Here is a 25,866-nt window from a genome sequence, read left to right on the forward strand (position 1 = left end):
ACATGGATATAAAAAAGCCGCCCTGTCGGGCGGCTTGTCTTGTAGCTGATTACGCTTGTGGCCGCATGTGCGGGAACAGGATCACGTCGCGGATCGACGGGGAGTTGGTGAGCAGCATCACCAGGCGGTCGATGCCGATACCTTCACCGGCCGTTGGCGGCATGCCGTATTCCAGCGCACGTACGAAGTCGGCGTCGTAATGCATGGCTTCGTCGTCACCGGCATCCTTGTCGGCCACCTGGGCCTGGAAGCGCTCGGCCTGGTCTTCAGCGTCGTTCAGCTCGGAGTAGGCGTTGGCGATTTCACGGCCACCGATGAACAGCTCGAAACGGTCGGTGACGCTAGGGTTGTCATTGTTGCGGCGTGCCAGCGGCGAGACTTCAAACGGGTACTGGGTAATGAAGTGCGGCTGCTCCAGCTTGTGCTCGACCAGTTCTTCAAAAATCATCACCTGAAGTTTGCCCAGACCTTCGAAGCCCAGCACCTTGGCGCCGGCTTTCTTGGCGATGGCGCGGGCTTTGTCGATGTCGTTCAGGTCATCAGCGGTCAGCTCTGGGTTGTACTTGAGGATCGAGTCGAACACGGACAGACGAACGAACGGCTCGCCGAAGTGGAACACCTTGTCGCCATAAGGCACGTCAGTGGTGCCCAGAACCAGTTGCGCCAGTTCGCGGAACAGTTCTTCGGTCAGGTCCATGTTGTCTTCGTAGTCGGCGTAAGCCTGGTAGAACTCCAACATGGTGAATTCAGGGTTGTGACGAGTAGAAACGCCTTCGTTACGGAAGTTGCGGTTGATCTCGAACACTTTCTCGAAGCCGCCGACCACCAGGCGCTTGAGGTACAGCTCAGGCGCGATGCGCAGGAACATTTCCATATCGAGGGCATTGTGGTGCGTCTCGAACGGTTTGGCAGCAGCACCACCGGGAATGGTCTGCAGCATCGGCGTTTCGACTTCAAGGAAGTCGCGCTTCATCAGGAAGCTGCGGATGTGGGCAATGACTTGCGAGCGGACACGGAAGGTATCGCGTACTTCTTCGTTGACGATCAGGTCAACGTAACGCTGACGATAGCGCTGCTCGGTGTCGGTCAGGCCATGGTGCTTGTCCGGCAGCGGACGCAGGGACTTGGTCAGCAGGCGCACGCTGGTCATTTCGACGTACAGGTCGCCCTTGCCGGAACGGGCCAGCGTACCTTCGGTGGCGATGATATCACCCAGGTCCCAGGTCTTGACCGCAGCCAGGGTTTCTTCCGGCAGGGTCTTGCGGTTGACGTAGACCTGGATGCGACCGGTCATGTCCTGGATCACCATGAACGAGCCACGGTTAAGCATGATGCGACCGGCAACCTTGACCGGAATCGCTGCATCGGCCAGCTCTTCCTTGGTCTTGTCAGCATACTTTTTCTGCAGATCGTTGCAGTAGCTGTCGCGGCGGAAGTCGTTGGGGAAGGCCTGACCCTTGGCGCGCTCGGCAGCAAGCTTTTCCTTGCGCAGGGCGATCAGGGTGTTTTCTTCCTGTTGCAGGGCTTGCGGGTCGAGTTGTTGGTCGCTCATGTCTTAGATTTTCCATCACAGGTTCGTTGTCCCCCGCCCTCGGCAGGGGATCGCGGGCAAGCCACGCTCACGGATCGAGGTGGCTGCGCGTTATTACAGGCCTTGCTTGAGGCTTGCGATCAGGTACTCGTCGAGGTCGCCGTCGAGCACCTTGTCACAGTCGCTACGCTCGATGTTGGTCCGCAGGTCCTTGATGCGCGAGGCATCCAGAACGTAGGAGCGAATCTGATGACCCCAGCCGATGTCGGACTTGGTGTCTTCAAGCGCCTGGGACGCAGCGTTGCGCTTCTGCACTTCCTGCTCATACAAACGGGCCCGCAGCATTTTCATGGCGGTGTCCTTGTTCGCATGCTGGGAACGTTCGTTCTGGCAACTGACCACGGTGTTGGTCGGAACGTGGGTGATACGTACCGCCGAGTCAGTGGTGTTTACGTGCTGACCACCGGCACCGGAGGAGCGGTAGGTGTCGATCCGCAGGTCTGCCGGGTTGATGTCAATTTCGATGTTGTCATCGATTTCCGGCGAGACGAAGACAGCCGAGAACGAGGTGTGGCGACGGTTGCCGGAGTCGAACGGGCTCTTGCGCACCAGACGATGAACGCCGATTTCGGTACGCAGCCAGCCAAAGGCGTATTCACCCTTGATATGCACGGTCGCGCCCTTGATACCGGCGACTTCACCGGCGGACAGCTCCATGATGGTTGCATCGAAGCCACGCTTGTCAGCCCAGCGCAGGTACATGCGCAGCAGGATGTTGGCCCAGTCCTGGGCTTCGGTGCCACCGGAACCGGCCTGGATGTCCAGGTAGGCGTTGTTCGGGTCCATGTCGCCGCTGAACATGCGACGGAATTCCAGCTTTTCCAGCAGTTCGCGCAGGCGCTCGACTTCAGCGGCCACATCGTCGACGGCAGCCTGGTCTTCTTCCTCGGCGGACATCAGCAACAGGTCCTTGGCGTCGGCCAGACCCGAGGTCATGTCATCCAGCGTTTCGACGATCTGCGCCAGCGAAGCGCGCTCGCGGCCCAGGTTCTGTGCGTACTCGGGGTTGTTCCAGACAGCGGGATCTTCGAGCTCGCGGTTTACTTCGGTCAGACGATCATGCTTGTGATCGTAGTCAAAGATACCCCCGAATGGTTTCGGAGCGCTCGGACAGGTCCTTGATGCTGTTTAGGATCGGGTTGATTTCCATGGTGGGCAGCACTCGCAGGCGAAATTTTCAAAGCCGACGAGTATACCCCAGGGAGAGTAATGAAAGCAGCCCGTTGTACAGGAGTTATGGCATCGGACTGCTTACAGGAAGATCAGCCGCCTACCGCTACCTGATTACGACCACTGTGCTTGGCCAGATACAGGCCCTTGTCGGCATCGAGGATCAGTTGTCGGCTGTTGAGGCCGTTCTGCGGAATCACGGTCGCCACGCCGATGCTCACGGTCAGCGTCGAGCCCGGCGCCGGTGCCATGTGCGGGATGTTCATGCCCGCCACGCTCTGGCGCAGTTTTTCAGCCAGCAACCGGACGCCACCGGGGGTGGTATTGGGCAGGACCATGGCGAACTCTTCGCCGCCATAACGGGCCGGCAAATCGGACGGACGGCTGCAACTGGCGCGAATCGCCTTGGCCACCTGACGCAAGGCTTCGTCGCCTTCGAGGTGACCGAAGTTGTCGTTGTAGGCCTTGAAGTAGTCCACATCGATCATCATCAGCGACAACTGACTCTGCTCACGGGTCGCCCGGCGCCATTCCAGCTCCAGGTATTCATCGAAATGACGGCGATTGGACAGGCCGGTCAAGCCATCGGAGTTCATCAGGCGTTGCAGCACCAGATTGGTGTCGAGCAGTTGCTGCTGGCTGACCCGCAAGGCGCGGTAGGCTTCATCGCGCTGCAACAGGGTCATGTAGGAGCGGGAGTGGTAACGGATGCGCGCCACCAGTTCGATGGTGTCGGGCAGCTTGACCAGATAGTCATTGGCCCCCGCCGCAAACGCCGCACTCTTGATCAGCGGGTCTTCCTTGGTGGAAAGCACGATGATCGGAATGTCCCGGGTCATGGGGTTGTTGCGGTATTCGCGCACCAGTGTCAGCCCGTCCAGACCCGGCATGACCAGATCCTGCAGGATGACCGTCGGTTTGATCTGCATAGCCTGGGCAATGGCCTGATGGGGGTCGGCGCAGAAGTGGAAGTCGATGGACTCTTCATTGGCCAGACCACGACGCACGGCTTCACCGATCATCGCCTGATCGTCCACCAGCAGCACCATCGCCGAGTTTTCATCGGCAGTCTTCAATTCGTCGGGCTGCACGTCATGCATGATGCGTCTCCTGATCACCGGCGGCGGGTGAATTCACCTGGACAGTCATTGGGCGAATACCTCGGTCAGGCGAGGCGCGATAGTCTGCAATGGCCGGATTTCAACGGCAGCATCAATTGCAGCGGCAGCCTTGGGCATGCCGTAGACAGCAGAACTGGCCTGATCCTGAGCGATGGTCAGAAAGCCCTGCTCGCGCATCAATTTAAGCCCTTGAGCTCCATCTCGACCCATGCCGGTCAATAAAACACCCACTGCATCACCATTCCAGTAGCGGGCCACACTCTCGAAGAAAACATCGATAGAAGGCCTGTAGATTTCGTTTACAGGTTCAGCCGTATAAGCCAGCGTACCATCCTTCAACAAGCGGATATGGTGGTTGGTCCCTGCCAGAAGTACCTGACCGCGTTGCGGCGGCTCTCCCTCCCGGGCCAGACGCACCGGCAAACCCGACGCTGTACACAGCCAGTCGGCCATGCCCGCAGCAAATACCTGGTCCACATGCTGCACCAGGACGATAGCCGCCGGAAAACTCGCCGGCAGCCCTTTCAATAGAATTTCCAGCGCCGCCGGGCCACCGGCCGACGAGCCGATGGCAACCAGCCCCTGGCGCATGACGGCATGACGCAGCGACGGTGGCGCCGTTCGCTCGCGAGGGGCGCGCTGGCCGATCAGCCAGCCGATATTCAATATCTTGCGCAGCAGTGGCGCGGCTGCCTCCCGCGGGTTGCCTGCACCGATAGCAGGCGTATCCACCACATCCAGTGCGCCATGGCCCATGGCCTCGAACACACGGTGGACGTTCTGCTCACGGTCAACAGTCACAAGAACGATAGCGCATGGTGTTTCGGCCATGATCTGGCGCGTGGCCTCGACCCCGTCCATGACCGGCATGATCAGGTCCATCAGGATCAGGTCCGGCGTCTGCTCGGCGCAAAGCCGGACCGCTTCGGCACCATTGCCGGCCACCCAGACGATCTGATGCTCAGGCTCGAATGCCAACGCACGACGCAAGGCTTCTACGGCCATGGGCATGTCATTGACGATGGCGATCTTCATTCTTGCGCATCCCCTATCAATTCAGCGACGGCATCAAGCAAGGCATCGTCGTGGAAGCTGGCCTTGGCCAGATAATAGTCGGCGCCCGCATCCAGGCCACGGCGCCGGTCTTCTTCACGATCCTTGTAGGAAACCACCATCACTGGCAGAGATTGCAACCGGGTATCCCGACGCACCAGAGTCACCAGTTCGATGCCGTCCATGCGCGGCATATCGATATCGGTGATCAGCAGGTCAAAGTCCTCGGCACGCAAGGCATTCCAGCCATCCATGCCATCAACGGCAACGGCCACTTCATAACCGCGGCCGACCAGCAACTTGCGCTCCAGCTCACGAACCGTCAACGAGTCATCGACCACCAGTACGCGCTTGCGCGCCACATGGCCGACCTGACGATTACGCCGGTCTATGCGCTCCAGGCGCCCGGTATTGAGCAGTTTCTCTACCGAACGCAGCAAGTCTTCGACATCGATGATCAGCACCACAGAGCCATCGTCGAGCAAAGCGCCAGCGGACACATCCTGAACCTTGCCCAGGCGGGCATCAAGCGGTATGACCACCAGCGTGCGCTCGCCAATGAACCGCTCCACCGCGACACCGTACACGGCATCACGCTCGCGAATCACCACCACCTTGAGCGCTTCATCGTTGCGCTGTGACTGGGGGCGATTCAATAACTGGCTGGCAGAAACCAGGCCGACATGGCGATCTTCGTGCCAGAAATGCTGGCGCCCTTCCAGTTGCACGATATCTTCGGGCTGCAGATCACGCATGCGCTCGATATGCGCCAGCGGGAAAGCATAGGCTTCGCCCCCCACCTCCACCACCAGACTGCGCACGACCGAAAGCGTCAGCGGCATTTCGATGCGGAAGCAACTGCCTTCACCGGCCCACTGCTGCAATTCGACACTGCCATGCATCTGACGAACCATATGCTGCACGGCGTCCAGGCCTACGCCGCGACCGGAGATTTGCGTGACCTTGTCCCGCATGCTGAAACCCGGCAGGAACAGAAAACTCAGAAGCTCCTCTTCGCTCAACTGCGCAGCGGTTTCGGCAGGCGACAGTTTGCGCTCGATGATGTTGCTGCGCAGACGTTCGAGATCCACGCCATTGCCATCGTCGCTGAGCTGCACCACCAGCAGGCCAGCCTCATGAGAGGCGCGCAGAAGAATCTGCCCTTCCGGGTCCTTGCCCAGCTCCTTGCGTCGCTCGGGAGATTCGATGCCGTGGTCCACGGCATTACGCAGCAGATGGGTCAGAGGCGCTTCCAGCTTTTCAAGCACATCGCGGTCGACCTGGGTCTTGTCACCCTCGATTTTCAGACGAACCTGCTTGCCAAGCTCACGCCCCAGATCGCGAACCATGCGCGCCTGACCAGTGAGCACGTCGGCAAACGGGCGCATCCGGCAGGCCAGTGCGGTGTCATACAACAACTGCGCTCGCTGCCCCGACTGCCAGCCGAACTCATCCAGTTCGGCAGCCTGCTGGATCAGCATCTGTTGAGCCTGGGACAGAAAATCGCGGGCATCATCCAGAGCTTTCTGTGCGTCAGGTTCCAGACCCGCATCGCCAAAACATGCCCCAAGCACTTCCAGGGCCCTGTCGCTGCTGACCTGCAGACGCTTGAGGCGCTGCATGCCGGCCTGCAAGGGTTTCATGCGCTGGGTTTCCACCAGCGCCTTGCTCGACAGATCCAGCAAGCCATTGAGACGTTCGGCGGTCACCCGCAAGACTCGTTCGCCACCATCGGACACCCGGCGCTCGCGTGTCGCGGCAGGCGCAGGTTCCGGTTCGGCCACCAGAGGCTCGGGGGGCGTCGGCGGCTCAAGACGCAAAGCGGCAGCCAGCGCATCGAGGGAGGCCTGATTGCTGCCCGGCGCTGGCACCAACAGCGGCTCGACCAGCGGTATATCGCTGGCCGTCAGCAGGTCGGGTAACGGCTCTGGCAATGAATCAGGCAATGGAACACTGACCGATCGCGCGGCTCCGACTCCCGAAGTCAGCAATGAATTCACGCGCTCGACATAGCTGTCGATATCGCTCTGCCCGATGCTGCTGTCAGTCGGCGTGGCAATGCGCATCAACAGGTCGGTGCCCAAGAGCAAGGCGTCGATGTGTTCGGCCTGGAGCAGTAATCGCCCTTCCTGGGCGCTGACCAGACAATCCTCCATGACATGGGCCACGCTGACGCCGTAATTGACCCCGACAATCCGCGCCGCGCCCTTGAGGGAGTGGGCGGCGCGCATGCAGGCTTCCAGTTGGTCGGCCAGGGTCGGATTGCGTTCCAGTTCCAGCAGGCCGGCACTCAGCACCTGGGTCTGCGCTTCGGCTTCCAGGGTGAACAGCTCGAACAGTGAGGCGTCGCGCATTTGATCGGGGGTCATGTCAGGCTCCGGTTGATCGCCGCCAACAACTCATCTTCATCGAGCAAACGCAGACTGCGACCCTTCCATTGCAGGACACCACGAGTAAATCGTGCATTGGCATGCGTGCCGGAGGCCGACGCCGCATTCAGATGGCGCTCTTCCATGGCGTGAATACCATCGACTTCATCCACAGGCACCACCACCGGCCCGCCTTGTGCGGCGATGATCAACATGCGCGGCACCACACGCCCACTGGTGGCCAGCACCGATCCGCTGTCGAGCCCCAGCAGTTCGACCAGAGAAATGCATGCCACCAGGGCGCCACGCACATTGGCCACCCCCAGCAGCGCACGGGAACGCTGATGGGGCAACGAATGGATGGCCTGATCGGGCGCGACTTCCGCCAGGCTGCGGGTCGCCAGCCCGAGCCATTCATCACCCAGGCGAAAGACCAGGATCGAGCGAGTCTGGACATCACGCTGCAGCTGGCTGCCCTGAAACGGGTCGCGATGCTCCTGAAGCAGGGAATAGCGATCGAGCAGGCGAGTGGCGGCAGCGGAGTACACCGCACAGTTGCGGCAATGAATGTGCTCCGGCAATACCGGACAGGAACGATCACCGTGAATGCCGATGCGGTTCCAGCAATCATCGATGGCCTGGGCGTCGTCGTGAGTCAGACTCGCAAGAGTGGACAGCCCCGTCATCGATTGCTTCCTTGTTTATTGGCGCCACGGGTGGCACGTTCCTGCAGGCGGCGGGCACCGGCACTGTCTCCTTGCGAGGCCAGCAAGGCAGCCAGTTGTGCCAGGGACTCAGGATGCTGCGGCTGCAGATACAGCGCCTTGCGATAGAAACCCTGGGCCTGCGCCACACTGCCCTCCACTTCGCTGAGCAGCCCCAGCCAGTAGAACACCTGCGCCACCGGCTCGTGCCGCTGCAGATAACGCTCGCAGGCCGCACGCGCTTCCACGCTTTTGCCCTCGTTGGCCAGACTGGCAATGGTCGCCAGTTGGGTAGCGGCATCGTCGCCACCGGTGGCAGCGGGCGCTGGCCGTGAAGGAACGGGCGGACTGGCTGGTACAGGCGCAGGTGCGAAAGGCCGTGGCGCGGGCCGGGCAGGCTCGCGAACCGGTGGCGCAACGCTACGGGCAATCGGAACAGGCTCGGCCAGTACTGGCGCACTGGCGTCCTGGCCGGGCGCATGCCTGAAGGCGAACGATTGCGCGATACCGGCAGAGCGCATGCCGACCCGGCTCAGCAGATTACCCTCGGCGGGACCTATGAATAACACGCCGTCTTCACGGGTCAGACGCTTGAGCACCTTGAATACATGGCGTTGCGTGGCCTGATCGAAATAGATCACCAGATTGCGACAGAACACAAAATCGTAGGGTTCCTGAGTCGCCAGAGCCGGGTCCAACAGATTGCCGGCCTGGAAGTTGACCCGCGCCTGCACCCGATCTTCAATCTGGTAGCCATCCCCCACCGGCTTGAAATACCGGTCGCGAAAGCCCAGATCAGTGCCCCGGAACGAATTCTTGCCATAGATGCCACGAACAGCCTTTTGAATCGACAGAGGGCTGATATCGATGGCGTCGATCTTGAAATGCTGCGCGCCGATGTTGGCATCGAACAGCGCCATGGCAATGGAATAGGGCTCTTCACCGGTCGAACACGGCAAACTGAGAATACGCAGTGGCCTTGAGTTCTTGAGCGTCATCAGGCGTTCAGATGACAGCTTGCCCAGGGTCAGGAAGGATTCGGGATAACGGAAGAACCAGGTTTCCGGGACGATCACCGCTTCGATCAGGGCCTGCTGCTCATCAGGCGAACTCAGCAGTAACTGCCAATAGGCTTCATCGTCTGCAGCAGTGGTGCTCTGAGAGCGCTGGCGCAGCGCTCGCACAATGATGGCCTCGCCCACAGAGGTGACATCCAGGCCAATGCGATCCTTGAGAAAACTGAAAAAGCGCGAGTCATCACTCATGGCGCATCCTCAAGAAGCTCCAGATCAAGCGGAGGTATGGGGTACAGCAGTTCACGCACGGGCTCGGTCAACAGCTCCTTAACGTGAATCCATTGCAACAGTCCCTGCTCGTCCTCTCGAACCGGCCCCAGATAAGGTGCCAGACGGTTTTCCAGGCCGTACTCCTTGAACTCCGAAGCCGGGCAACGCAAGGTCTCGGTCGCCTGCTCCAGGATAAGCCCGAGCAACTGTGCCGGGTGCGCATCGTCATGACGATAATGCACCAGCACCATGCGGGTACTGGTGCGTGCAGGTGCCGCCTGCCCGGAACTCAGGGCGCTGATGTCGATGACCGGCACGATTTCGCCACGGTGGGCGAAGATCCCCGCCACCCAATGGGGCACGTGAGCGATAGCCTTCAGTTTCACGCGCGGCAGGATTTCGGAGATCTCGATGGCCTCCAGCGCGTAACGCTCCTCGCCGATGCGGAACAACAGAAACAGCTTGTTCGCGACCGGCGCAGGGCCCTGGCGTTTGGGTGAGAGATCCATCATGACCCGGACTCAGACTTTGAAACGCGAGACGCCACTGCGCAGCCCTACCGCGACCTGACTCAACTCGTCGATGGCAAAGCTGGCTTGACGCAATGAGTCGACAGTCTGGCTGCTGGCATCGGCCAGTTGCACCAGGGCCTGATTGATCTGCTCCGCGCCCGTGGCCTGGGCCTGCATTCCCTCGTTGACCATCAGCACACGCGGTGCGAGGGCCTGGACCTGATGAATGATCTGCGAAAGCTGCTCGCCCACCTGAGTGACTTCGAACATGCCGCGGCGCACTTCTTCGGAGAACTTGTCCATACCCATCACGCCCGCGGAAACCGCTGACTGGATTTCGCGAACCATCTGCTCGATGTCGTAGGTCGCAACGGCGGTCTGGTCGGCCAGACGGCGCACTTCAGTGGCAACCACCGCGAAACCGCGACCATATTCACCGGCTTTCTCGGCCTCGATGGCAGCATTGAGCGACAACAGGTTGGTCTGGTCGGCGACCTTGACGATGGTCACCACCACCTGATTGATGTTGCCGGCCTTCTCGTTGAGGATCGCCAGCTTGGAGTTGACCAGATTGGCCGCGCCCATCACCTGATGCATGGTGTCTTCCATGCGCGCCAGCCCTTGCTGGCCGGAGCCCGCCAGAACCGAAGCCTGATCGGCGGCAGAGGTCACTTCCGTCATGGTGCGCACCAGATCACGGGAAGTGGCGGCGATTTCACGGGAGGTGGCGCCGATTTCAGTGGTCGTGGCTGCAGTTTCAGTGGCGGTAGCCTGTTGCTGGCGGGAAGTGGCAGCAATTTCGGTCACGGAAGTGGTGACCTGAACCGAGGAACGTTGCGCCTGGGCAACGAGTGCGGTCAGTTCGGTCATCATGTCGTTGAAGCCGGTTTCCACCGCGTTGAACTCATCCTTGCGCGCCAGATTCAGACGCGAACTCAGGTCACCGGTACGCATGACGTCGAGGATTTTCACGATGAGCTGCATTGGCGCGGTGATAGAGCGCATCAGCAGCAGACCGCACGAAGCCGCTGCAATGAGCGCGATCAGCAGGGAAAAGACCATGCTGATCTTGGCACCCAGAACGGCAGTGACAATGTTCTCGGTCGCCTTGTCGGCCAATAGCTTGTTGGCGACGATGATATCGTTGAGCTGTTTGCGGCCATCGCTCCAGACCGGATTCACCTGCTCGTAGAACTCGGCACGCGCCTTGGCATAGTCGCCCATTCCATAGGAAGCATGAACTTCCTTGAGCATGCGGCTATAGATTTCGCGCCGCTTTTCGAACAGGGCAAAGTTGGCCCTCTCGGCGTCGTCGAAAATGGATTTCTTGTAACCGTCGATCTGAACCTGAAGATTATCTTCAAACCCTTCGAACTGGGCCTGTTCCTGCTTGGTCAGAGGTCGAGCCTTGCCTTCACCGATCAGTTCCAGAGTACGAATGTAGCTTTCGCCCCAGGAACTGCGCACCAGGGTGCTGTAATAGACGCCTGGAAGCGCATCGAGGCGGACCTGTTCCTCGCTGGACTCAATCGACAACAAGCGCGAGTAAGACACAACCACCATCAACAGCATGATCGCGATGATGACGGCAAAACTCGCCAAAATCCTTTGGCGCAGAGTCCAGTTCTTCACAGTCAGTCCTCAAGAGTTCAACAACGGCATCTGGCCGTGTTCAAGAAGCGGACCGACAGACGGTCCAAGCGGCCTGAGTATAGCCCAGGCTTTTGTGTATTAGCGTGTTGCAAGGAAAGGAAATTGAAAGTGGCGATATTGGCGGGTTAGTTCAGAAAACCTGGCGGACGGGAGATGTGCGTTTATTACGGGTATCAAGTAAGCGTTGTCATCCGGAGGGCTATCGACAGTGACATAGCCCTCGCCTCTGTTCAGCCATTTATTGGGCCTGACGCACCTGCTCTTCCAGCTCGGACTTGAGACCCGGAGCCAGCTTCAACTGACGTGCCAGTTCGTCAAGGTAGGCCCTTTCCATGAAGTGCTCCTGGTCCACCAGAATCACGCTGGCGATATACATCTCGGCCGCCATTTCCGGGGTTTTCGCCGCACGTGCCACTTCCGAAGGATCAAGCGGCTTGTGCAGTTCGGCGTGCAGCCAGTGTCGCAATTCGTGGTCGTTGCTCAGCTTGCTGAACTCGCCTTCGATCAGTTCGCGCTCACGCTCGTCGACATGGCCGTCAGCCTTGGCTGCCGCCACCAGAGCCCGCAGGATGGCCTGGCTGTGTTCTTCGGCCTGAGACTCGGGCAAGCGATCAATGGTCTGGGGCTCACGCTGGGCAGTCACGCCCTGACTGGCCTGCCAGTTGTTGTAAGCCTTGTAGGCCAGCACGCCCAACGCAGCCAGACCGCCATAGGTCAACACTTTGCCGCCCATCCCGGAGCGTTTGCCCTTGAGCAGGCTCATGGCCCCGGCCGCCAGCGCACCGCCGCCCGCACCGGACAGCAAACTCCCCAGCCCACCGCTCTTGCCGCCGGATTTCGAACCCGAAAGCAGGCTACCCAGGCCGTTTACCAGCGCGTCGCTGCCGGATGAACGCTTGCCGGATTTGCCGCTTACCTTGTCTTGCAACATGTTTTGTCCAGACTTGAGCAACTGGTCAAGCAAACCACGCGTATTCATGAGAAACCTCCACAGGTCTAGTCAGATGATTCATTGACACGCAGGTTAATGGGAAGTCTCACAAGGGTGATTTAAGGTGTGCATCTGAATGTTGCAGATGATGCGTCCCGGTCAATCACTTCATACCTGAAAAAGTTAAACCGCAACTTGTGCAACCCTGACAAGTTTCAAAGGTCAATTCCCTCAGAGACATCACGTGCCCATCCGGGTGCATCGATAATAGATTCCAGACACCTCATGAATACGCCATCCCATCCGTGCTGCTTTACCGGAGCTTGCCTGAAGTGACGACAAGCATTGGTTTTCCAGCGGGCATGAGCGAAACGGCCCGGACGATAAGAAACAAGGACTGGAGCCAGACGTCTCTGGGGCCGGTAGAACAGTGGCCTGCCTCACTGAAAACCGCGCTGAATCTGATTCTGAACTCACCGGAGTCGATGTATCTGCTCTGGGGACCGGAGCTGATCTTTTTCCATAACGACACCTACACGCCGATTCTTGGGCCGCGCAAGGGCAATGCCATCGGCGAGCACGCCACGAAACTGTGGGCCGATGTATGGGATCAGGTGGCGCCCATGGTGCAAGACGCTCTTGCCGGCAAGAGCTATCAATGCAAGGACATGCCACTGACCATGGCTCGCTATGGCGAGACCGAACAGACCTGGTGGTCGTTTTCCTTTTCTCCGCTGATCGATGAGCAGGGCGTGATCGTCGGCATGTTCTGCATCACCAAGGAAACCACCCGCTATGTCCTGGACAAACAGGCACTGGAATCCAGCGAGCAGAAACGACAGCAACTGATCGACGACCTGATCGAACTGGAAAAGCAGCAGACCGCCAAGCTGGAACAACGGACTGCCGAGCTGAATACCTTTTGGGATATTTCCCCGGATCTGCTGGCGATGGTCGACTTCAATGGGCATTTCCTGCGGGTAAACCCGGCGTGGTGCGCAGTGCTGGGACGAGAGCCTCGGGAGTTGATCGGGAACTCGATTCTGGATCTGGTTCATCCTGACGATATATCCAGAACCCAGGACGCCCTGCGGCACGCCATCGACAACGTGCTGCCATTGTTTGAAAACCGCTACATGCACAAGGACGGCAGTTATCGCTGGATCGGCTGGACCTCTGCGCCGGGCGACGGCCTGGTTTTCGCCTTGGGCAAGCACATTACCCATGAAAAACTGCACTCCGAAGCCCTGCGCATTGCCGAAGAGGCCCTGCGCCAGTCACAGAAAATGGAGGCTGTCGGGCAACTTACCGGTGGCCTGGCCCATGACTTCAATAACCTGTTGATGGGAATCACCGGTAATATCGAACTGCTCCAGTCACGGGTGAATCAGGGCCGCACAGACCTGGGCCGCTATATCTCCAGCGCCCTTGAAGGTTCGAGACGTGCCGCAGCCCTCACCCATCGGCTGCTGGCCTTCTCCCGCCGCCAGACCCTGGCGCCGAAAGCCACCCATGTCGATCAACTGGTCGCGGGCATGGAAGAACTGATCAACCGCACCGTCGGGCCGGCCATCGACATGCAAGTCCTGCGCACCCACGACCTGTGGTCGACCATGGTCGACCCCCATCAACTGGAAAACTCGCTGCTCAACCTGTGCATCAATGCCAGGGATGCCATGCCGGACGGCGGCACGCTGAAGATCGAAACTGCCAATCGCTATCTGGATGATGCGACAGCAGCCAGGTACGAGATGGTCGCAGGGCATTACGTGGCACTCTGTGTCAGCGATAACGGTACCGGGATGACTGAAGAAGTGGTCGCCAGGGCATTCGATCCGTTCTTTACAACCAAGCCCATCGGCATGGGCACAGGTCTTGGCCTGTCGATGATCTATGGTTTTGCCCGGCAATCCGGCGGTGGCGTCAGAATCGATTCCCGGCCCGGGAAAGGCTCGAAGATCTGCATTCTTCTGCCGCAGCTCATTGGCGACAGCGAGCCGGTCGAACATGACAGCAGCCTCGATATTCCACTCATACAGAGCGCAGGCGGCGAAACCATCCTGGTGGTGGACGACGAACCGGCCGTGCGTGCGCTGATGAGCGAAGTACTCGAAGAACAGGGCTACAACGTTCTGGAAGCCGAGCATGGAGCTGCGGCCCTGGTGATTCTGCAATCCAGGGTAACCATTGATTTGCTGATCACTGATGTCGGCTTGCCCGGCGGTATGAATGGCCGCCAGGTGGCCGATGCGGCCAGAACGGTGCGTCCGGATCTGAAAGTGCTGTTCGTGACCGGTTACGCCGAGAACGCCGCCCTGGAGCAGGACACTCTTGAACCGGGAATGCATGTGCTGACCAAGCCGTTTGCAATCACCACACTGAGCAACCGTATCACTGAACTGCTGGATGGAACTGCACAGGAACCTGACTGGGCCCCTGTGCCTGAGTGATCAGTCCCGTAGGTCGGACTCATGAATCGGCTGGTCACGGTGGGTCGCACGCTGATACTGCGCAGGCCAGACCGCCTTGCGTCCGCCCAGATCGTCATCGGCATGCAACGGCCAGTACGGGTCGCGCAACAATTCACGCGCCAGCAGGATGATGTCGGCCTGTCCGGTGCGCAGGATATGTTCGGCCTGTGCAGGTTCGGTAATCAGGCCCACCGTACCGGTGGCAATCTCCGACTCCTTGCGCACGCGCTCGGCAAAGCGCGTCTGGTAACCGGGGCCGACCGGAATTTCAGCATTGGCCGAAGTGCCTCCCGATGAAACGTCGATCAGGTCGACACCCAGAGCTTTCAGGCGACGCGCCAGCTCCACCGTTTCGTCAGGGTTCCAGCCGTCTTCCACCCAGTCGGTGGCCGATACGCGGACAAACAGCGGCAACTCTTGGGGCCAGACATCCCTCACGGCTTCAGTCACTTGCAGCGTCAGGCGAATACGGTTTTCAAACGAACCGCCGTACTGGTCAGTGCGCTGATTGCTCAATGGCGACAGGAACTGATGCAGCAGATAGCCGTGGGCGGCGTGAATCTCGACCACCTTGAAGCCCGCGACCAGGGAGCGACGGGCGGCGTCGACAAAAGACTGGATCAGACCCTGGATCTGGCTTTCGCTCAGTTGCACCGGGGCCGTGTGTTGCGGATCGAAGGCAATGGCCGATGGCCCCCAGGGTTTCCACCCACCTTCACTCTCGGGCACGCTGCCATGCTTGCCCAGCCAGGGACGCCAGGTGCTGGCCTTGCGTCCGGCGTGGGCCAGTTGAATACCTGCCACCGAGCCCTGGGACTCGATGAAACGGGTAATGCGTTGCAGGGGCTCGATCTGCTCATCGTTCCACAGGCCAAGATCCTGGGCCGTGATGCGGCCATCTTCGGTCACAGCAACGGCTTCACTGAACACCAGCCCCGCACCGCCCACGGCACGACTGCCCAGGTGAACCAGATGCCAGTCGTTGGCCAGGCCATCGACACTGGAATACTGGCACATGGGGGAAACAGCGATGCGGTTGGGCAGTTTGAGCTGGCGAAGGGTGTAGGGTTCAAGCAGCAGGCTCATGGCGACCTCTCAGGTTGAAAATCAGGCGCTGGACTGTTTTGTGTCTACAGAGACTAGTCGACAACGTGAAAGGTGGCCGGGTTCCGGCTGATTAGCGGGGCGCTATATGGGTCACCATCAACTGCACCGTTTCATTGCCGCGAAACTCGTTGAGGTCCAGTTTGTAAGCCAGTTCGACCCAACGGATGTTGGGATTGGGCCAGATGTCGCGATCAACGCCGAAAGCGATGCCATCCAGCTTTACCGAGCCGCACTCGGTCCTGAGCACCATTTTCAAGTGCCGCTCACCGACCACACGCTGCTCGACCAGTTGGAAAACGCCATGAAACAGCGGCTCGGGGAAATGCTGACCCCATGGCCCGGCATTGCGCAGCGCACGCGCCAGCTCCAGATGAAACTCCTGGACTGCCAGCGTACCGTCCGAGAGCAACCGCCCGGTAAGGTCTTCTTCGCTGAGTTGACGCCGCACCTCCAGGTCGAAGGCTTCGGCAAACATCGGAAAGTTCTCTTCCGGCAGGGACAGGCCTGCGGCCATGGCGTGCCCACCGAACTTGCTGATCAGTTGCGGGTGACGAGCGGCAACGGCGTCCAGGGCATCGCGGATGTGAAAACCTTGTACCGAGCGAGCCGAGCCTTTCAACACGCCCTCCCCAGCACTGGCGAAGGCAATGGTCGGGCGGTGGTAACGCTCTTTCAGGCGCGAGGCGAGGATACCGATGACGCCCTGGTGCCAATCGGGCTCGAACAGGCATAACCCGAACGGCATGGACTCCACCGGCAAGTCCTTGAGCTGGGCCAGTGCCTCGCGCTGCATGCCTTGCTCGATGGATTTGCGATCCTGATTCAGCTCATCCAGTTGCACCGCCATTTCCCGCGCCAGGACCGGGTCATCGCAGAGCAGGCATTCGATCCCCAGGCTCATGTCGTCCAGACGACCCGCCGCATTCAGCCGTGGGCCAAGGATGAAGCCCAGGTCGGTGGAGGTGATGCGCGAAGGCTCGCGCCGCGCCACTTCAAGGATGGCCCGCAACCCGGGCCGGGCACGACCAGCGCGAATCCGCATCAGCCCCTGATGCACCAGAATGCGGTTATTGGCGTCCAGCGGCACCACATCGGCCACGCTGCCCAAAGCCACAAGATCAAGCAGATCGCCCAGATTGGGCTCGGCACGTTGCTGGCTGTTGAACCAGTCGATGGCCCGCAGACGGGCGCGCAGGGCCATCAGCACGTAGAAGATCACCCCGACGCCTGCCAGTGACTTGCTCGGGAACGTACAGCCGGGCTGGTTCGGGTTGACGATGGCGTCAGCTTGCGGCAGTTCATGGCCCGGCAAGTGGTGGTCGGTCACCAGCACGCTCAGCCCTGCCGCCTTGGCCGCCGCCACGCCTTCGACGCTGGAAATGCCGTTATCCACAGTGACCAGCAATTGAGGATCGCGCTGCAAGGCCACTTCGACGATTTCCGGGGTCAGGCCGTAGCCGTACTCGAAGCGATTGGGAACCAGATAATCCACATGCGCAGCACCAAACAGGCGCAGCCCCAGCACCCCGACGGTACTGGCCGTCGCACCGTCGGCATCGAAGTCCCCAACGATCAGAATACGCTGGCGCTCCTGCAGCGCCGTCACCAGCAACTCTACCGCCGCATCGATCCCCTTGAGCTGCTGATACGGGATCAACCGCGCCAGCCCTTTGTCCAGTTCAGCCTCGGACGTCACGCCCCGTGCGGCGTACAGCCGGGTGAGCAAGGGCGGCAGGTCGCCAAGAAAAGGCAGTGTATCGGGCAACAGACGGGGTTCGATGCGCATGCGGTTCAGCTGATTCTCTGTGTATTCAACAATCGGGGCGTGTCGTTCAAGGCCGGGCTGTCAGCCGCGCTCACCTGCCAGCCACTGCAACTGCACTTCGTGCTGACCGCGATCATCGGTCACGAACACAGTGCCTTCGCTGATCATCACATCCCACTTGATGACCCGTGGCATGTCCTTGGCCAGTTGCTCAAGGACTTCCTGCGGCACTGCCGCGATGTTGACGTTCTTCAGGTTCTTGACCGCCGGAACCACCTTGCCTTCCCAGACACGCAGGCTGCCATAGGCCAGCAGGCTGGTGCGCTCGGTACGACGCGAACACCAGGTCAGGCGATCGGCGTCAGGCTGGCCGACCTCGATCCAGTGCAGGACGCGGTCATCGAGACTTTTTTCCCAGAGCGCCGGTTCGTCTACTTCAGACAGGCCACGACCGAAAGATAATTGCTCGTTGTACCAGAAGGCATAGGCAAGCAGACGCACGGTCATGCGTTCTTCAGTCTCGGACGGATGACGGGCGATTGTCTGCTTGACGCTTTCATAGACCCCACGATCAAGATCGGTGAGGTTCAGTTCGAATTTGTAGGTCGTGGACGGCTGGGCCATGAACGGGCTTCTAGAGTCGGGGAAAAGGCGCAAGTCTAACCGATACCGGCCCGTGGAACGACCTCATTGCCCCGGCACGCAAAATACACTGGCCTGATGACGTGCATTGATGCAACTTAAGCCCGCGGCAAAAGCGACCCTGTTGGCATTGATGTCAGGATTCAAAGCACTTGTGACGTAAGCGTGACGATAGCGATCCAATCACGGTCCGTTCACTTGAATTTTATTTTTCGGGATGAAACCAGAGAATGTCTTTTCTCGCCTCGCCATCTGCAGGATCGCGCCTGACCAGGCTGCTGCTGATCCTGGTGGTATCCGGATTGCCCTCCATCAGTCAGGCCAAAGAGACATTGATCTGGCTGCTGCGGGACATGCCCCCCGTGACGATGTTTTCCGGCCCTTATCAGGGCCAGGGCGCTATCGATCTGTTCATGCCGGTCCTCACAGCCCGCATGCCCGAGTATGAACATGTGCTGATGCGGGTCAACCGGGCACGGGGCACACAGATGCTCAACGACCCGAAGCTGACCTGCGATCCCACCTTGCTGTGGACCGAGGAACGGGCCAGGACCATCGTGTTTTCGATTCCGACTTATATCGTGTTCAGCAACGGACTGGTGGTACGCAAAGATGATATGCACCTGTTCTCGCCGTTCATCGCCGACGGACATGTCGACCTGCGGGCGCTGCTGGACAGCAAGAGCATCAAGCTGGGTGTCGTTGCCGAGCGCAGTTACGGGAGCGTGATCGACGAAGTTCTCAGCCATACCCCAAGACAGGAATTGAACGAGCACTATGGCAACGATGCCGTCGGCAGCCTGCTGCAAATGGAGCGACTGGGACGTCTGCAGGCTCTGATCAGCTATTGGCCCGAAGCCCGCGCCCTGGCCATGGTCCAGGGGATAAGACCTGAAGAACTGGCCTTCCTGCCGGTCAAGGACACGCCCAAATACCAATTCACCCACATTGGCTGCTCCGACACCCCGCAAGGCAGGCAAGCCATGGAAATCATCAACCGGGAAATGCGCACGCTGCGCGAAACCAGCCTGTTGAATTTCTATGCAAACTGGCTGGATCCAGAACTGCGTGAGCAGTACATAAAGGATGCCAAGGCATTCTTCGAGACGAATTAGGTGCTGTACGAAATGTATTCAGCGCAGTAAACCGATACGCAGATATATTTCACACAAAAGAAACCCCGGGCAGAGGGGAGAACTGCCCGGGGCAAACACCTGGGAGGTTTTCGATCACCGGAGCACAATGATCGAACCTGCCACAATTTATGTGAACGCTCGCAAGGAGGAAGGTTCCTGGCTCGTTCAGGCAAAAGCCGGCGCGGTGAACCCACGGCTCAGTTCGGCGTGACGCGTCGCGGCGATCATGCAAGGTTCGATACGGCCTTCGGCAACCATCAAATCCCGGTGCAGACCATCCACGACATCTGTGAGCTGGCGTTTATCGCCCAGTTGATCGGCGCTGAAACGACGCTCGATCACAATGGCACCTGCCGCATCCCTCAGTGTTACCAGACCCTCCGGGCTGAGGCTGACCTGGTAAGGAGCCAGCGCTTCGCTTAGCAGTAAGCTGATATTTTCCATCTGGATCACCACTCAACAGTTTGAATGCAAAGGTGCTTATCACTGACCATCGGCAAGCGCGGAAAGTTCTTTCGCCTGCGAGGTTCATTGGATGGCTCAGATGACCGAGCATGCCTGTGGAATATGACAGGGAAAAAACCAGAGTTCAGATCGGCTCAACAACTATAGGAAAATTCACCATAACTTACGTCAATAATCCTACGGAACGCCTGTAGATCAAGGCGATACTCGAACAGCAACATCGTATGCAATGACTCTGGCCGCCATCCGATGGAGCAATACCTTGAGCGCTTCCGCTGATCATCCCTTGCGCATCATCCTGGCCGATGACCATCCGATTTTTCTGATCGGTCTGCGCGTGGTGATCGAGCAGGAAAACACCGCCCATGTCGTGGCACAGGCCTGTACCCCGAACGAACTGCTGCTGATGCTCAAGAACCATGAGTGCGATGTGCTGGTCACGGACTTCATGATGCCAGCCGAACGGCAGAACGATGGTTTACGCCTGCTGCAGCGCATTCATCGCGACTTCCCGCAACTGCCGGTTATCGTGGTGACAACATTGAGCAACCCGGGACTGTTCCAGGCGATGCTGGCGCTCAATGTCAAAGGGTTACTGAGCAAGGCCAGCGTGGCGAGCGAGTTGCCTGCCGCCATCAGGAGCATCCGCCGACAGGAAGTGTTCATGGCCGACTCGGTACACCGGGTTCTGCTGAAGGCAGGGGATCATGGAACTGACAGACCGAAGCCGCTTGAACAGTTGTCACCCAGGGAGCTGGAAGTCGTTCGCCTGCTCGCAGCCGGAAACACCGTCGGTGAAATCGCCACACAACTGAACCGCAGCAAGCAAACCGTCAGCGCCCAGAAAGTCAGCGCCATGCGCAAGCTCGGCCTGGGCAACGAAGCAGCACTGTTCATTTACCTGCAGGAACATGGGCTGTCCTGACCCGCCGTCTTGCGGGATACCGCCTGCGGTTTGTTCCTCTTGCGCTCGGCAAGCCAGACCAGCAGGTCTGCCGCACTCAATGGCCGAGAAATGAAATAGCCCTGAATGGCAGGGGCCTCCAGCACCATCAGGCTGTGAAAGTCATCGATGGTTTCCACACCTTCCACCACCACGTCCATCGACAGGCGGCGAGCCATGAACATCGCCCCGGCGACGACCGCCGACTTGCGAGCGTCGTCCGCCATGCCTCGCACGAACTCGGTCGGGATTTTCAGTTCGCAGAACGGTAGCTGTAACAGCCGCTGGATGTTCGATGCTCCCATCCCGAAGTCATCGATGGACAACTTGCAGCCCAGCATGCGCAAACGCAGCAGCGCCTCAAGTTGCCAGGACTGAGGCTCCAGGGCGTCATGCTCGAGCACTTCCAGAGTCAGGATGCTTGCCGGTAGTTCATACAGGACCAGAAGCCCCGTGATTCGCGTAGCAAAATCCGTCTGCTCAAGCACCTGCGGTGCAATATTCACGGCCACAGGCAACGCCTCGCCCTGCCGGAACCTGACGTCGGCAGACAATTGCAGAGCCAGCTCAAGCACTCGCCAGGTCAACGGCACGATCAACCCTTCGTTTTCAATCATCGACATGAAACTGCCGGGTGCCAACAGGCCATGTACGGGATGCTGCCAGCGGACCAGCGCCTCGACGCCCAGTACCTCACCATCGACACTGACCTTGGGTTGAAAGTGGGCGATCCATTGCTCGGCCAGTGACAGCATATCCAGGCTGATCTCACCGGCCTGTGGACCAAGCAGTTGCCCGGCACAGAAAACATGTTGAGACTTCGATACGCTTTGAGCCGGAGCGTGGGGCAAGTGCCCATATGCCTGGAGCAAATCGTACAACCGGGCTGCCGAAGCCGGCTTCTGCAAGCCCCCCAATACCTCGAGCCCCTGACTGCGGGCCAATTGAACCACGCCATCGAGCACCGACTTCGAAGCACTGCTGAGAATGATCAGCGCCCGAGCCTGGCCACTTCGAGCCAGATGAGCGATCAAATCCAGGCCATCCGCGCCATCCATCTGCAGATCACAGATGGCGATATCGACCCCTCCCCGATTGAGCAACGACTGCCGGGCCGCTTCGACGCTGTCTGCGGCCAACACCTGGAACACCTGATTGGCGTTGAGCATCTGGTGCAGGGCCATCAATTGGAAAGGGTTGTCTTCAAGGATCAGAACTTTGAGAGCGCGCATGGTCATTTTCCAGATCACATCGAGGTGAAAGTGACCTTACTCTAGAGGGCCGATCGGGCATGCCCCATAAGACAAGTCCTAAAAAATCAGGGCACCTGCACCAACTGCAATTCAATATCCGCTCGCAGGTTTTCGATGGAAGCATCCAGCACCGGCCAGTGTTCGCTCAAGGTCGAACCGGACTCACTCTTCACACTGACGTCGAGCGAGGCGCAGGCCTTGGCCAGCGGCACGGCATCCACAAGGCAGGCGGCGCCCTTCAGGCGATGAAGCGAAGCACTCAGGGTCTTCCAGTCATGGGCACCGACCGCAGGCTGCATGACCTCACGCTCATGACGCAGGTTTTTCCATAATTCTCCCAGCAGGCGCTGTATCTGCTCATCATTGGCCTGGGTCATGCGCCGCAAGGTATGGATATCGAATGTCTGCTCGCGGACAACCTCTGCCAGCTTCATCGACAATCGCTCCAGAGACAGCGGCTTGACCAGCAACCCATCCATGCCGATGCGCTTGCAGCGCTCACCTTCGTCCGTCATCGCATTGGCCGTACAGCCAATGACCGGACAACGTGCACGCTTTTCCTGCCCTTCGATAGTGCGAATAGCTTCAGTCAGTGCGTAGCCGCTAATCCCCGGCATGTTGCAGTCTGTGATGACCGCATCGAATGCGCCCTCGCGCCACAGAGTCAGAGCCTGGGCACCGCCTTCGGCGGGAACGACCTGATGACCGAGAAACTCCAGTTGCTGGGTCAGCACCAGACGATTGGCTGACATATCATCTACCACCAGCAGATGCAGACTCCGCTCACCCACACTGCGGCCTTGCTGGCGGGGTTCACTCTGCACGCTCGTCAGGCATTTCACTCTGGCAAGTGGCACATTGACGGTCACCCGGGTGCCTTGCCCCGGCTCACTGTACAGGCTGATGTCGCCATTCATCAGTTCAACAAGCCGTCGGCAGATGCTCAAACCCAGCCCGGTGCCGCCGTAGCGGGCTGCAATATCGTCACTGGCCTGAATGAATGGCTGGAAGATCTGCTCCTGGCGATGGGGATCGATACCTGTCCCGCTGTCCTGGACGCTGATGTGTACTCGCGACGACTCGCCGTGTTCTTCAAGCACACCGACGGTAATCACCACCGAACCCTGCTGTGTGAACTTCAGGGCATTGCCGAGCACGTTATGCATCACCTGGCGCAGACGTAAAGGGTCGAGCCAGTAGTCGCCATGGGCCTGCTCTGTAAACTCCAGTTTCAGCGCTATTCCTTTCTGCGCGGCCTGGGCCGAGAACAGTTGAACAATGCCTTCAAAAAAAGAGTAAAGCCCGGTCACGGACTGCGACAGTTGCATCCCGCCCGCCTCGATCCTCGCCAGATCAAGGCTGTCGCCAATCAGGGCGACAAGCTCTCTGGCCGACCGACACGCCACCTGCACCCCTTGCGAAGGCGTTTCATTCCGGCGCAATGCCTGTTCGCACTCAAGCTCCAGCAGACCGATGATGGCACCCATGGGTGTACGGATCTCGTGACTCATGCTGGCCAGAAAAGCACTCTTGGCTTCACTGGCCTGATCAGCGTGGCGCAGCGCTTCCTCCAGCCTCGCCTCCAGCCGTTTGCGTTCGGTGATATCGACCCAGCCACCCAGCAGTCCCTGCAACTGGCCATCGGCACCAAAGAAAGGAACGGTCCAGTGCCATGCATCGACATGTCTGCCAGACAGCTCCATGGTCCTGTCGGCGAATATCGGGCACCTGGTTTCCAGAAGCCTGAGATAGTCGGCATGCATCTGCTCGGACACCGAGCGCGGAATCAGGTCGATATCGATCAGACGGCGACCGTTCATTTGCTCGAAGCTGATCCCGAAGCTTTCTTCATAGCTGCGGTTGCAGGAGATAAGCCGCCCCTTGAGGTCGCGGACATAAATGGGATTGGGGATGCCATCGAACAGCGCATGCTTGAAGGCCAACTGGTCGTTGAGCTGCCGCTCGGCCTTGAGCCTCTGACGAATCTGTACCTTGAGACGGCTGCTCCACGCCAGAGAAACCACACCGAGCAACAAGGCAAGCATCACCCACCAGAACACCCATTGCGGAATCCGGCTCCAGATCGACGGCTGAGGCAGGACAGAGCCCAGCCACTTCATGCGGATGGAGCGCATCTCGGCCACCGGAAACGCCTCCAGAGCCTTGTTCAGGATGCTGAGCAGTTCGGGTTGCGACTTGATCACCGAAAACTGATCGGGAGACCATTTGCCGTCGACACCGCGCGCCACTTTCAAACTGCCGGGCGGAAAGAGATAGGCGCCCGCTTCGTTCTGGATCGTGGCATCGGCCTGCCCGGTTTCCACCAGCTTGCGTGCCTCGGCATAAGTGGGGACCAGTCGAAGCTGGATGTTCGGGAAGTTGCGCTGGATCTCCTCCTCCAGCGCATGCCTGGCCGGCAATGCCAGTACTCGTCCGGACAGGCTGCTGAGGGACACTTGCGAAGAGCTGTCGGAGCGCACGACAAAGACCCAGCTATTGCCACCGAACGAATAGGTGAAATCCAGAAACTGCCTGCGCTCGGCATTTTCGGCCAGGGTTGTATTCATCTCAGCCTCTGCGGCCTTCAACACCTCGATGCTGTCCTGGGTTGAGGACACTTCCTTGTGAACGAACTGCAGGCCGGTCATGCGCGAGATCCGCGCCAGCACATCGACATTGAGGCCGACCCAATTGCCGTTGTTGTCCTTGTAGATATAGGGCGGATGCTGGGTGGTCGAGACCGTTACGCTGGGGTGCTTGGCAACCCAGCGTCTTTCCGCTCCAGAGAGCGTGATACGTTGCCCGACCACATCAGCTCCCAGCCCCTGGGTCCAGCGCCCCAGCACTTCACGCCCCACGGAGGGGTCGAGACTGCTCAATACCCGGTTTATCAGACTCAATAGCCGCTGTTCGTCCTGGCGTACGGCAAACGCAAACCCCACTGACGGCAATGCGCTTTCAAACTTGACCTGCAAGCCCAGGTAAGGCCGCAAGGCATTGTAGGAACGCACGATCACTTCATTGCCGATAAAGGCGTCGACCTCACCCTGGCTCAAGGCCTCAAGGGCGCTGTAGAGGTTGGGAGCGATAATGATTTCGCTGTCGGGATAGGTGGCATGAACGGTTTTCGAGTCGGCATATCCGTCGAGCAATACGACTTTTTTACCTTCCAGCCTGCGCGACGGGACCGGATCACTGCCTCGTGTGACCACTACCGAATGATCGGGCATGTAGACGCTGGAAAACTCCAGGCCCTTCACCCCGCGCTCGAAACCGTTGGCGCTGGTAACAATATCAATGGCGCCTCTGCGCAGTGCGGCAATGGCATGATCGCGCTCGGCAAAACCGGTCACCTGGATCGGCATGTTCAGCTTGTCGCCAATCAGGCTGAGGTAATCGGCGCTGATGCCCTGATAGCGATTACGGTCGCTGGTGATATCGACCGGCTCGTAGTCGGCAATCGCAATACCGACCCGCAAAACCTTGCGCTGCTCCAGCCACTGACGATCCGCATCCTCCAGATGCAGATCCTCCAGCACCACAAAAGGCGCGCTCAGCGCAAAAGGCAGACTCTGTGCTGCACCCGCCATCTGGCCGAGACACAGCAACAGCAGGAATAAAATCGTGCGCCCTGCACGTTCAATGATCAGGTTGCCGGTCACCCTGACCCGACTTTGCATACTTGCCTGTTTCA

The 25,866-nt window shown here is 59.3% G+C and carries 19 protein-coding genes; 3 read left to right on the forward strand and 16 right to left on the reverse strand.

Annotation, left to right across the window (positions count from 1 at the left end):
* Positions 1-49: 49 nt before the first annotated feature.
* From lysS to CKW23_RS03825, 10 genes are all read right to left on the reverse strand, one after another.
* Entirely contained in the window at positions 50-1,552 is a 1,503-nt protein-coding gene (gene lysS / locus CKW23_RS03780; protein WP_025258909.1) for a lysine--tRNA ligase, read from the reverse strand.
* A gap of 93 nt (positions 1,553-1,645) precedes the next feature.
* A protein-coding gene (gene prfB / locus CKW23_RS03785) for a peptide chain release factor 2 (RefSeq protein ID WP_117148217.1) occupies positions 1,646-2,741 on the reverse strand; the annotation gives its coding sequence in 2 pieces (ribosomal slippage) (positions 1,646-2,668 and positions 2,670-2,741; 1,095 coding nt in all).
* A 112-nt stretch (positions 2,742-2,853) separates the two neighbouring features.
* Positions 2,854-3,861: a PleD family two-component system response regulator gene (locus tag CKW23_RS03790; RefSeq protein ID WP_025258907.1), complete on the reverse strand. Its 1,008-nt coding sequence runs from the start codon at positions 3,859-3,861 to the stop codon at positions 2,854-2,856.
* A gap of 45 nt (positions 3,862-3,906) precedes the next feature.
* Complete coding sequence (locus CKW23_RS03795) at positions 3,907-4,917, reverse strand: chemotaxis response regulator protein-glutamate methylesterase (RefSeq protein WP_095067048.1); 1,011 nt, start codon at positions 4,915-4,917, stop codon at positions 3,907-3,909.
* On the reverse strand, positions 4,914-7,304 hold the full coding sequence (locus CKW23_RS03800; RefSeq protein WP_095067049.1) for a hybrid sensor histidine kinase/response regulator: 2,391 nt from the start codon (positions 7,302-7,304) through the stop codon (positions 4,914-4,916). Before CKW23_RS03800 ends, CKW23_RS03795 begins: the two co-directional genes overlap by 4 nt.
* Entirely contained in the window at positions 7,301-7,990 is a 690-nt protein-coding gene (locus tag CKW23_RS03805) for a chemotaxis protein CheW (RefSeq protein WP_095067050.1), read from the reverse strand. Before CKW23_RS03805 ends, CKW23_RS03800 begins: the two co-directional genes overlap by 4 nt.
* The gene (locus tag CKW23_RS03810; RefSeq protein ID WP_095067051.1) at positions 7,987-9,273 is read right to left on the reverse strand and encodes a protein-glutamate O-methyltransferase CheR; all 1,287 of its coding nucleotides are present in this window, start codon (positions 9,271-9,273) and stop codon (positions 7,987-7,989) included. Before CKW23_RS03810 ends, CKW23_RS03805 begins: the two co-directional genes overlap by 4 nt.
* On the reverse strand, positions 9,270-9,806 hold the full coding sequence (locus CKW23_RS03815) for a chemotaxis protein CheW (protein WP_095067052.1): 537 nt from the start codon (positions 9,804-9,806) through the stop codon (positions 9,270-9,272). Before CKW23_RS03815 ends, CKW23_RS03810 begins: the two co-directional genes overlap by 4 nt.
* Positions 9,807-9,815: 9 nt before the next feature.
* Entirely contained in the window at positions 9,816-11,438 is a 1,623-nt protein-coding gene (locus CKW23_RS03820; protein WP_095067053.1) for a methyl-accepting chemotaxis protein, read from the reverse strand.
* Positions 11,439-11,697: 259 nt separating this feature from the next.
* Entirely contained in the window at positions 11,698-12,438 is a 741-nt protein-coding gene (locus CKW23_RS03825) for a tellurite resistance TerB family protein (RefSeq protein ID WP_025258901.1), read from the reverse strand.
* Between the two features lie 284 nt (positions 12,439-12,722).
* Between CKW23_RS03825 and CKW23_RS03830 the strand changes: the two genes are divergently transcribed.
* Positions 12,723-14,840 carry a PAS domain-containing sensor histidine kinase gene (locus tag CKW23_RS03830; RefSeq protein ID WP_025258900.1) on the forward strand — a complete coding sequence of 706 codons (2,118 nt, stop codon included), beginning with the start codon at positions 12,723-12,725 and terminating at the stop codon, positions 14,838-14,840.
* Here CKW23_RS03830 and CKW23_RS03835 read toward each other — a convergent pair whose 3' ends face one another.
* The 3 genes from CKW23_RS03835 to CKW23_RS03845 all read right to left on the reverse strand — a co-directional run bounded on the left by CKW23_RS03835 (position 14,841) and on the right by CKW23_RS03845 (position 18,357).
* Complete coding sequence (locus CKW23_RS03835) at positions 14,841-15,947, reverse strand: NADH:flavin oxidoreductase/NADH oxidase (protein ID WP_025258899.1); 1,107 nt, start codon at positions 15,945-15,947, stop codon at positions 14,841-14,843.
* A 91-nt stretch (positions 15,948-16,038) separates the two neighbouring features.
* Positions 16,039-17,754, reverse strand: coding sequence for a single-stranded-DNA-specific exonuclease RecJ (gene recJ / locus CKW23_RS03840; RefSeq protein WP_025258898.1), 1,716 nt, complete (start codon positions 17,752-17,754; stop codon positions 16,039-16,041).
* Between the two features lie 60 nt (positions 17,755-17,814).
* Complete coding sequence (locus CKW23_RS03845; RefSeq protein WP_025258897.1) at positions 17,815-18,357, reverse strand: YaeQ family protein; 543 nt, start codon at positions 18,355-18,357, stop codon at positions 17,815-17,817.
* 296 nt (positions 18,358-18,653) lie between these two features.
* On the opposite strand from CKW23_RS03845, the gene CKW23_RS03850 reads away from it, so the two are divergent.
* Positions 18,654-19,490 (forward strand): TIGR02285 family protein, encoded by an 837-nt coding sequence (locus CKW23_RS03850; RefSeq protein ID WP_025258896.1) that lies wholly within the window; start codon positions 18,654-18,656, stop codon positions 19,488-19,490.
* 186 nt (positions 19,491-19,676) lie between these two features.
* On the opposite strand, the gene CKW23_RS03855 is transcribed toward CKW23_RS03850, so the two are convergent.
* Positions 19,677-19,955 carry a DUF3509 domain-containing protein gene (locus CKW23_RS03855; protein ID WP_025258895.1) on the reverse strand — a complete coding sequence of 93 codons (279 nt, stop codon included), beginning with the start codon at positions 19,953-19,955 and terminating at the stop codon, positions 19,677-19,679.
* Positions 19,956-20,238: 283 nt separating this feature from the next.
* Here CKW23_RS03855 and CKW23_RS03860 point away from each other — a divergent pair, with 283 nt between their 5' ends.
* A complete protein-coding gene (locus tag CKW23_RS03860; RefSeq protein ID WP_025258894.1) occupies positions 20,239-20,901 on the forward strand; it encodes a response regulator transcription factor in 663 nt (220 codons plus the stop codon).
* Here the strand turns inward: CKW23_RS03860 and CKW23_RS03865 are convergent.
* Both CKW23_RS03865 and CKW23_RS03870 read right to left on the reverse strand, forming a co-directional pair.
* Complete coding sequence (locus CKW23_RS03865) at positions 20,874-22,151, reverse strand: EAL domain-containing protein (protein ID WP_095067055.1); 1,278 nt, start codon at positions 22,149-22,151, stop codon at positions 20,874-20,876. The two genes, CKW23_RS03860 and CKW23_RS03865, sit on opposite strands and share 28 nt — an antisense overlap.
* An 86-nt stretch (positions 22,152-22,237) precedes the next feature.
* Positions 22,238-25,762 carry an ATP-binding protein gene (locus CKW23_RS03870; RefSeq protein ID WP_256590409.1) on the reverse strand — a complete coding sequence of 1,175 codons (3,525 nt, stop codon included), beginning with the start codon at positions 25,760-25,762 and terminating at the stop codon, positions 22,238-22,240.
* Positions 25,763-25,866 lie beyond the last annotated feature (104 nt).

This window comes from Pseudomonas sp. Irchel 3A18 (assembly GCF_900187465.1).
Lineage (GTDB): Bacteria > Pseudomonadota > Gammaproteobacteria > Pseudomonadales > Pseudomonadaceae > Aquipseudomonas > Aquipseudomonas cichorii.

Excerpts from the sequence above, each read along its gene's own strand:
- CKW23_RS03825 (WP_025258901.1), bottom strand. The coding sequence starts at position 12,438 with ATGAATACGCGTGGTTTGCTTGACCAGTTGCTCAAGTCTGGACAAAAC.
- CKW23_RS03835 (WP_025258899.1), bottom strand. The coding sequence starts at position 15,947 with ATGAGCCTGCTGCTTGAACCCTACACCCTTCGCCAGCTCAAACTGCCC.
- CKW23_RS03855 (WP_025258895.1), bottom strand. The coding sequence starts at position 19,955 with ATGGAAAATATCAGCTTACTGCTAAGCGAAGCGCTGGCTCCTTACCAG.
- CKW23_RS03865 (WP_095067055.1), bottom strand. The coding sequence starts at position 22,151 with ATGCGCGCTCTCAAAGTTCTGATCCTTGAAGACAACCCTTTCCAATTG.
- CKW23_RS03790 (WP_025258907.1), bottom strand. The coding sequence starts at position 3,861 with ATGCATGACGTGCAGCCCGACGAATTGAAGACTGCCGATGAAAACTCG.
- CKW23_RS03810 (WP_095067051.1), bottom strand. The coding sequence starts at position 9,273 with ATGAGTGATGACTCGCGCTTTTTCAGTTTTCTCAAGGATCGCATTGGC.
- lysS (WP_025258909.1), bottom strand. The coding sequence starts at position 1,552 with ATGAGCGACCAACAACTCGACCCGCAAGCCCTGCAACAGGAAGAAAAC.
- CKW23_RS03870 (WP_256590409.1), bottom strand. The coding sequence starts at position 25,762 with ATGGCGGGTGCAGCACAGAGTCTGCCTTTTGCGCTGAGCGCGCCTTTT.
- recJ (WP_025258898.1), bottom strand. The coding sequence starts at position 17,754 with ATGCGCATCGAACCCCGTCTGTTGCCCGATACACTGCCTTTTCTTGGC.
- CKW23_RS03795 (WP_095067048.1), bottom strand. The coding sequence starts at position 4,917 with ATGAAGATCGCCATCGTCAATGACATGCCCATGGCCGTAGAAGCCTTG.
- CKW23_RS03805 (WP_095067050.1), bottom strand. The coding sequence starts at position 7,990 with ATGACGGGGCTGTCCACTCTTGCGAGTCTGACTCACGACGACGCCCAG.
- CKW23_RS03800 (WP_095067049.1), bottom strand. The coding sequence starts at position 7,304 with ATGACCCCCGATCAAATGCGCGACGCCTCACTGTTCGAGCTGTTCACC.
- CKW23_RS03845 (WP_025258897.1), bottom strand. The coding sequence starts at position 18,357 with ATGGCCCAGCCGTCCACGACCTACAAATTCGAACTGAACCTCACCGAT.
- CKW23_RS03815 (WP_095067052.1), bottom strand. The coding sequence starts at position 9,806 with ATGATGGATCTCTCACCCAAACGCCAGGGCCCTGCGCCGGTCGCGAAC.